Raw genomic sequence first — 6,979 nt, 5'->3', positions numbered from 1 at the left:
AGCGCGCCCGCCCCCAGAATGTCGATCAGAACAAGTGTGGAGCCGATGTCAAAGTCCCTCCAGATCATCAATCGCCGCCGAGGCCAGCCGCGCCGCCTCAATCAACATGGGTTTCGGCGTCTCAAACCATTCGTCCGGCGGCAGAGCCCGCATTTTGCGCACATGGGCGATGGCATCGTCGAGGGTGGGGAACTGGTCCGGTTGCGTCTTGCTGAGATACAGCGACGCAAGTGCAACCGAGCGGCTCCGCCCGCCCCGGCAATGCACCAGAACATGCCCACGCGCGCGGTTGGGATAGCTGCTGCGGTCGGGCATCACCTGCTTCAGCGCGCCATCCAGAATGTAGTATCCGGCAAGCATCATGCGGCCGGGGTTGCCGTGGCCGTCGATCAGCCCGATCTTGTAACTGCGGATCGGGGCATGGCCGACCGCGCATTTGCCGGACTGTGCCGGATCTACCGGATCAGAAACATAATTGATATCAAGGTTCACCGCGCAATTGATCACCGTGGTGATGCCAAGCTGCGCCAGCGTGGCCACATCGCGCGCGCCGTCGGAATTGCCGATATAGAGCGACACACCTTCATCGCCCACCCCCGTTGCAATAAGGCTGAGCGGCGTCAGGGTGGCCGCCTTGTGCTTGGGCTTGGGGTCTGAATGCAAAATGGTGTCGGTCATACGGTTCGGTTCCGATCAGGCTGAGAGACTGGCAGGGTCAGCAAGCAGAGCTTGCTGCACTCGACATCCACGCCAGACTTCGGCAAAGCAAACCGGCGCTGCACAAAGATTTGCACACCTGTGCAATGGTGTCAACATCCCACGCGGATATCACGAATATCAGTTTTGTTGAATGTGCGGCCCGGGTTGCTGTATAGAACGAGCCAGGCCCAAACGTCCTTGCAGCTTGGCGCTCAGGCTGCAGCCAAGTCATAGGTGAGCCATGACCAATCCTTGCGAGAGACAATGACCGAAACCGTTGGTGGGAAGCAAAGACAGCGGTCTTTTGTCAGCGCGCAGCAAGTGGCGGAACGGGCGGGAGTTTCGCGCTCAGCGGTGTCGCGCACCTTTACCGACGGGGCCAGCGTTTCGGACAGCACACGGCAGCGGGTAATTGAGGCGGCAGAGGCCCTTGGCTATCACGTGAACCATCTTGCGCGCGGGTTGATCCATGATCAGTCCAACATCGTGTCCTTAGTGGTGACCGACATCAACACGCCTTATCAGGCCCGGATGATCGACGCGCTGACCAGCCGGTTGCAGCGGGCGGAAAAGGTGGCGATGGTCATCAACACCTCGGGCCAGGTGGAAAGCGTGGAAAAAGCGCTGCGCCAGACCTTGCAATACCGGGCGGATGCCACCGTCGTTTTGTCAGGGCAGCCTGCGGGATCGCTGATCCAGACCTGCCTGAACAATGGCCAACATGTCATTATGGTCAACCGCGATGACCCGGTGCCGGGGCCTGACACCATTATCGTCACCAACCGCGCCGCCGCGCGGGAGGCGTTCTTGCAATTGCAGGCAGCGGGGTGCCGCAAGATCGCAGTTGTCGCGTCGGAGGTGGGCACCGCCAGCGTGGTCACCCGCGAAGAGGCCTTTGTTGCCGCCGCCACCCAAGCCGGGGTCGCGGTGCAGGTGGTGCGGCATGGGCCAACGGCCTATGCCTCGGGCAGCGAGATTGCGCGGATGCTGCTGGCAGGCGCAGACCGCCCCGATGGCGCGTTCTGCGTGACCGATCTGTTGGCCTGCGGCTTCATGGATACCGCGCGCAGCGAATTCGGCCTGTCGATCCCGGATGATCTGTGTGTGATCGGCTTTGACGATATCGAACAGGCGGGTTGGTCATCGTTTGATCTGACCACCTTTCGCCAGCCGATCGAGCAGATCGCCGAACGCATCGTCGAGCTGCTTGACGGGCCGCCGCCACCGCGCACGCGGCGCGAGCCGATCCGGTTTCAGGCCGAACTGGTCTGGCGCAAATCGGTGCGCGGCACGCCGCTTTAATTTGGTGCCTCGCGCAGTGTGACGTTGGTGGCGCGGCTCATCAATTCGGCCAGTCCGGGGGCTGTGGCCAGAACCGCGCCGCCCTTGTTCAGCCCGTCAGCTTCCAGAAAGCCGCAGACGCGGCCGCCCGCTTCTTCCACCAGCAGCAGGCCCGCCAGACAGTCCCAGGGGTGCATGTGCAGTTCGGCATAGCCATCCGAGCGCCCGTCGGCCACATAGGCCAGCCCCAGTGCGCCTGTTGCTGCGCGCCGCACATTGGCCCCGGCCTCCAGCATTGCGGTCAGCACGGCAAGGTAGGTGGCGTTCGGCAGGCGGTTCGACCAGCCCAGTTCCAGACAGGCGGCATCGGCCCGCGTGGTCTGCGCCACCCGGATCGGTGTCCCGTTGCGGGTGGCCCCCCTGCCCTGCCGCGCGGCATAAAGCTCGTCATGGCTGGGGTCATAGATCGCGCCCAGCCGGATTTCACCGTCCGCGACATAGGCGATGGAAATGCAGTAGTGCGGGATGCGGCGGGCAAAATTGGCGGTGCCGTCAATCGGATCGACCACCCAGACCGGACCCGTCGCCACGCCGCCGGTTTCCTCGCCCAGAAAGCTGTCGTCGGGAAAGCTGGCCTGAATGCGGCTGCGCACCAGATCTTCAACTGCTGCATCGGTTTCGGTCAGAAAGTCCTGCGGACCTTTCATCCCCACCTGCGGCGTCGAGGTGTCGGCAAAGGCACGGCGGGCCAGTGCCCCAGCCTCGCGGATCAGATCGGCCAGAAAGGTCTCTCGTGCGGTCAGCGCCGCCGGGTCGGGGGTGGCCGGAATTGCGGGAGAGCACGTAAAATTCGGGGATGTGAGGGTCATAGGGATCTCGGCTTTATTCTGGTTCTTGTGAGTTGAGGCAAAGAGTGGGTCATAGCCGTGCTCTTGCCGCATCGCGCTGGTCAGAGATGCCTTGGGCGATGCGGGTAAAGGTCGGATAGTCTGCGCCTTCACCCAGAGCGACGTAGCCGGGGCAAAGGTAATCGCGCGATCCCGCGGCAACCTTGCCAAGTGTCAGGGGGTGATAGCTGCCCCCCGCCTGTTTCAGGATCAGGATGGCGGCGGTAACGTCCCACGGATTCACGCCGAAGCCTGCAGCGGCATCGGCCCAGCCTGCCGCAACATGCGCGATGGACAGTGCCGCACTGCCGGGGCGGCGCAGGGTGGAAAATGTCTCGGTCAGCTGTGCGAAGTTTTCCAGCGCGTCTGCCCGGCCATCCAGCCGCAGATCGCGGGCGACGGGATAGCCGGTGATCAGCACCGCCTCGCGTTCATGCGCCGCCGCGCGGGAGCGCAGCGGCGCATCGCCCAGCCAGGCGCCAGTCAGATCCGCGCTGAACATCGCCCCCGAAACCGGGTCAAGGATGGCACCGGCCACGATGTCACCATCCACCACCGCGCCGATGGAAATGCACCAGAATGCCAGCCCGCGCGCGAAATTGGCCGTGCCGTCAATCGGGTCGACATACCATTGCACCCGGCCTGATCCGGTGGCTCCGCCCTCTTCGCCCAGAATGGCGGAATCCGGCATTTCGCGCAGGATAAAGGCGATCAGGCGTTCTTCGGTGGCCTTGTCGTGAATGGTCACGATGTCATGGAAATCGACCTTGGTGTCGACATCCATGCGCGAGCGGAAGACCTCGGTCAGCGGGGCCTGCACGGCGCGGGCAGCCGCCATCGCCACCTCGCGGCACTGCCGGGACAAGGCGAGCACCGCCGGGGTATGTTCAGACGGGGCCGCTTGGCCGGGGCTGGAAAGAAGCGTCATGCGAACTCCGTTCGGTTGGAAGATTGGGAACAGGCACGCCCTGCCTGCCCCCGGTCTGGCGGGCTTAACGGGAGTAATTGAGCCGCCAATGATCCTGCCAGTCCTGCCGGCGGTCGAAGTCATCCACGGCCGTTGCCATGTCAAAGCGCATCATCCGGTCCAGATGTGCGCCCACGCCGGACGCTTCTTTCGCGTGCACCGGCACCAGGGCGTTGGTAGAGATCTTGCCGTCGACAGTCTGGTTTGCGATGCCTTCCTCGGTCAGCAGGAAATGGATGAACAGGCGGGCCGCATTCGGGCTGCCGGTGCCTGCGGCGATCATCCCCGGACCGGGGTAAAGCCAGCCGCCAAAGGGCTGCATGTCGCTGCACAGGCCAAGCTTGTAGCCCGCGCTTTCGTTGGCCCGGAACTTCGCAGTGGAAGTGATGCCAAAGAACGGCTCGGCCTGCCCCGGCGCGCCGATGGCCGAAGACACGGTGTCAGAATCCCCCAGCAGCGGCTGGTTCCTGGCGAAGGCCGCCACCCATGCGGCGGTTGCCGTGCCGGTCGAGGGGTCGAACGCGTGGCCGAAATGCGAAGCATAGGCGGTGGCCATCGCTTCATCGTGGTGCATTTCCAGCTGGTTGAACCAATCGGCATAATTGGGCTTTACCAGCGGGTCCAGCATGGCCACTTTGCGCGCGTGCTGTGGTTCGGTCAGTTCCCAGATGTTGCTGACCGGGCATTCGGCATGCACTTCGGTGTTGTAGCTCCAGACATGTGGATCGTTGACCAGAACCAGCGGATCGCGCATCGCGGGGTCGAAGTGTTCGGCCAGATCGCCCGGCACCCAGCTTTCGACAATCCCTGCCGACAACAGCTGGGCGGCAATCGCGGCCACATCGGCGGCGACCGACACATCGCCCTGCACATTGCCCGCCTGATGTTCGCGGATCAACAGTTCGACCTGATCCGCCTCGTTCACCTTGCGGCCTTCGGCCTGCACACCATAGGCGGCGGTGAAGGCGGCGGCAGTGTCGACGATCTTGCCGGTCACGGCGTAGACCGTGATCGGCGGCTCGGCTTTGGCGGCGGCGATCAGGGCGTTGAGATCAAGGCTGTCCTGCGCCCAGACCCCTGCCGGACTGGCGACCCCGAGGGCCAGCGCAAGCGCTATGGCGGTCTTTTCCCGTCTCTTGTTCATTTTGGTTCCCTTTTGGTGAGGTGGTGCCATGGCGGCGTGTCAGACGGCGCGCGGGACACGGCTTGCCCGCGCCCTGCCTCAGCGGCTGTAATGAATGCGCCAGAAATCCTGCCAGTCCTGACGGGCTTCCCAGTCCTCCAGCGCGGTGGCGGCGTTGTAGTCAAAGATGCGATCCGCCACCGCCATCAGGCCCGACGGTTCATCGGCGGGCATCGAAATCGTGGTGTTGGTCGGGATCTTGCCGTCAACCATCTGGGGCATGATGCCGTCTTCGGTCATCGTGAAATGCACGAACAGACGCGCCAGATTGGGGCTTTTGGTGCCGGTGGCGATCAAAGCCAGCTTGGTGTAATTCCAGCCGACCCAAGGCGACAGGTCGGTGCACAGACCCAGTTTGTAGCCCTGATCGGTGTTGTCGCGGAACTTGGCCGAGCTGAGCAACCCGACAAACGGCGCGGCCTGACCGGGTGCGCCGATGGCGGCGGATGCGGCGTCGTCGCCATCGGTCAGCAGGGGCGCGTTGGCTGCCAGAGCCTTGACCCAGGCGGCGGTGGCGCTGGCCTCGTCGGTTTCCAGCGGTTTGCCGTAATGGGCTGCATAGGCGGCGGCCATCTGATCATCGGCGTGGGTCTGCATCTGGTTGAACCAGTCGGGATAGGTGCCCTTGGTCAGCGGATCGACAAAGGCCACCTTGCGGCTCCATTCCGGGTCCGTCAGCTGCCAGATATTGGTGATCGGGCATGTGTCATAAACTTCGGTATTATAGGCAAACACGTTGGCATTGGTGGTGATCGCCAGCGGGTTGTGGAACTGCTCTGGCACCACATCGACCATGTCGGGCGGAATCCAGCTTGTCACAAAACCCGCGGGCAGCAATTGCGCGACCCCGGCAGGAGTGTCGGTGATCAGCGCGACATCGCCCTGGACATTGCCGGCCTGCGCCTCGCGCACGATCATTTCCAGCTGCGCATTGGCCGAAACCTTGATGCCGGTGACCTGCATTCCGTATTTCGCGGTAAATGCCTCGGCCATGTCGACAATTTTGCCGGTGCTGTCATAGACGTTGATCGGGGCTTCGGCGCGGGCGGCGGTGATCAGCGCCTCCAGATCAAAGGGCGCAGCCGTCTGGGCCTGCGCCGGACCGGCCAGTGCGAGCGCGGACAAAAGGGCGAAGGATGGTGCAAGGGTCTTGAAAGACGTCATCATGTCGAACCTCTCCGGGGGCAAGGATGCCCGATGGGATCAAGGGGGTGGCCGGGGCGGCATGCCGCGGCCACCGGGATGCGGCTCAGCGGGTGTAGTTCACCCGCCAGAAATCCTGCCAATCCTGGCGCAGGTCGAAATCCGACAGCGCCGATGCAGAGCTGTAGGGCATCATCTCATCGAGGATGCTGCCAACGCCCGAGGGCTCGTCGGCATGAATCGGCACCTCAGTGTTGGACGAGATCTTGCCATCGAGGGTTTGCGGGCCGATGCCCTCTTCGGTCATCAAAAAGCGCAGGAACAGGCGGGCGGCATTGGGGCTTTTCGATTTGGTCGACACCACGCCAAAGCCCGGATACATCCAGCCCGAAAACGGCTCCATCCCCGCGCACAGGCCCAGTTGCAACCCGTCGGGCGCGTTGTCGCGGAACTTGGCGGTCGAGACGAGGCCCAGAAACGGCTCGGCCTGACCTTTCGCCCCCACCGCCTCACCCGCCGCAGAATCCGAGTCCGTCAGCAGGGGGGCGTTCAGGGCCATCGCCTTGATCCAGGCCTTGGTCGCGGTGGGTTCGTCGGTTTCCAGCGGCTTGCCGTAATGCGCTTCATACGCGGCGGCGACTTCCGCATCAAAATGCGTCTCCATCTGGTTGAACCAGTCTGGTCTTGTCGCGGTTTGGTGCCGCTCCTTTGATAGCGTAATGTGCAGCAAAGGAGATGAACCATGGGCACAGTCAGGACGGAAGAATTTCGCAAGGATGCGGTGCGGATCGCGCTGACCAGTGGGCTTTCACGCAAACA

At 63.3% G+C, this 6,979-nt stretch carries 7 protein-coding genes; 1 reads left to right on the top strand and 6 read right to left on the bottom strand.

What is annotated here, in order from left to right; genetic code table 11:
• Positions 1–48: 48 nt before the first annotated feature.
• Positions 49–678, bottom strand: coding sequence for a dual specificity protein phosphatase (locus Q7J44_RS18910; RefSeq protein ID WP_304882619.1), 630 nt, complete (start codon positions 676–678; stop codon positions 49–51).
• Between the two features lie 285 nt (positions 679–963).
• Here Q7J44_RS18910 and Q7J44_RS18905 point away from each other — a divergent pair, with 285 nt between their 5' ends.
• Positions 964–2,001 (top strand): substrate-binding domain-containing protein, encoded by a 1,038-nt coding sequence (locus Q7J44_RS18905; RefSeq protein WP_304882617.1) that lies wholly within the window; start codon positions 964–966, stop codon positions 1,999–2,001.
• On the opposite strand, the gene Q7J44_RS18900 is transcribed toward Q7J44_RS18905, so the two are convergent.
• From Q7J44_RS18900 to Q7J44_RS18880, 5 genes are all read right to left on the bottom strand, one after another.
• Positions 1,998–2,849: an inositol monophosphatase family protein gene (locus Q7J44_RS18900; protein ID WP_304882615.1), complete on the bottom strand. Its 852-nt coding sequence runs from the start codon at positions 2,847–2,849 to the stop codon at positions 1,998–2,000. The genes Q7J44_RS18905 and Q7J44_RS18900 overlap by 4 nt on opposite strands.
• A gap of 49 nt (positions 2,850–2,898) precedes the next feature.
• Positions 2,899–3,795 (bottom strand): inositol monophosphatase, encoded by an 897-nt coding sequence (locus tag Q7J44_RS18895; RefSeq protein WP_304882613.1) that lies wholly within the window; start codon positions 3,793–3,795, stop codon positions 2,899–2,901.
• Positions 3,796–3,859: 64 nt separating this feature from the next.
• Positions 3,860–4,978, bottom strand: a complete 1,119-nt coding sequence (locus tag Q7J44_RS18890; protein ID WP_304882611.1) for a substrate-binding domain-containing protein — start codon at positions 4,976–4,978, stop codon at positions 3,860–3,862.
• Between the two features lie 78 nt (positions 4,979–5,056).
• Positions 5,057–6,184 carry an ABC transporter substrate-binding protein gene (locus Q7J44_RS18885; protein ID WP_304882609.1) on the bottom strand — a complete coding sequence of 376 codons (1,128 nt, stop codon included), beginning with the start codon at positions 6,182–6,184 and terminating at the stop codon, positions 5,057–5,059.
• An 82-nt stretch (positions 6,185–6,266) separates the two neighbouring features.
• Positions 6,267–6,824 carry a substrate-binding domain-containing protein gene (locus Q7J44_RS18880; RefSeq protein WP_304882607.1) on the bottom strand — a complete coding sequence of 186 codons (558 nt, stop codon included), beginning with the start codon at positions 6,822–6,824 and terminating at the stop codon, positions 6,267–6,269.
• Between the last annotated feature and the right edge of the window lie 155 nt (positions 6,825–6,979).

The sequence above is a fragment of the Pseudotabrizicola sp. genome (genome assembly GCF_030656345.1).
Lineage (GTDB): Bacteria > Pseudomonadota > Alphaproteobacteria > Rhodobacterales > Rhodobacteraceae > Pseudotabrizicola.
This window is presented reverse-complemented; position numbering and strand designations above follow the sequence as displayed.

Coding starts and splice junctions, on each gene's coding strand:
- Q7J44_RS18910 (WP_304882619.1), bottom strand. CDS start 678: ATGACCGACACCATTTTGCATTCAGACCCCAAGCCCAAGCACAAGGCG.
- Q7J44_RS18905 (WP_304882617.1), top strand. CDS start 964: ATGACCGAAACCGTTGGTGGGAAGCAAAGACAGCGGTCTTTTGTCAGC.
- Q7J44_RS18900 (WP_304882615.1), bottom strand. CDS start 2,849: ATGACCCTCACATCCCCGAATTTTACGTGCTCTCCCGCAATTCCGGCC.
- Q7J44_RS18895 (WP_304882613.1), bottom strand. CDS start 3,795: ATGACGCTTCTTTCCAGCCCCGGCCAAGCGGCCCCGTCTGAACATACC.
- Q7J44_RS18890 (WP_304882611.1), bottom strand. CDS start 4,978: ATGAACAAGAGACGGGAAAAGACCGCCATAGCGCTTGCGCTGGCCCTC.
- Q7J44_RS18885 (WP_304882609.1), bottom strand. CDS start 6,184: ATGATGACGTCTTTCAAGACCCTTGCACCATCCTTCGCCCTTTTGTCC.
- Q7J44_RS18880 (WP_304882607.1), bottom strand. CDS start 6,824: ATGGAGACGCATTTTGATGCGGAAGTCGCCGCCGCGTATGAAGCGCAT.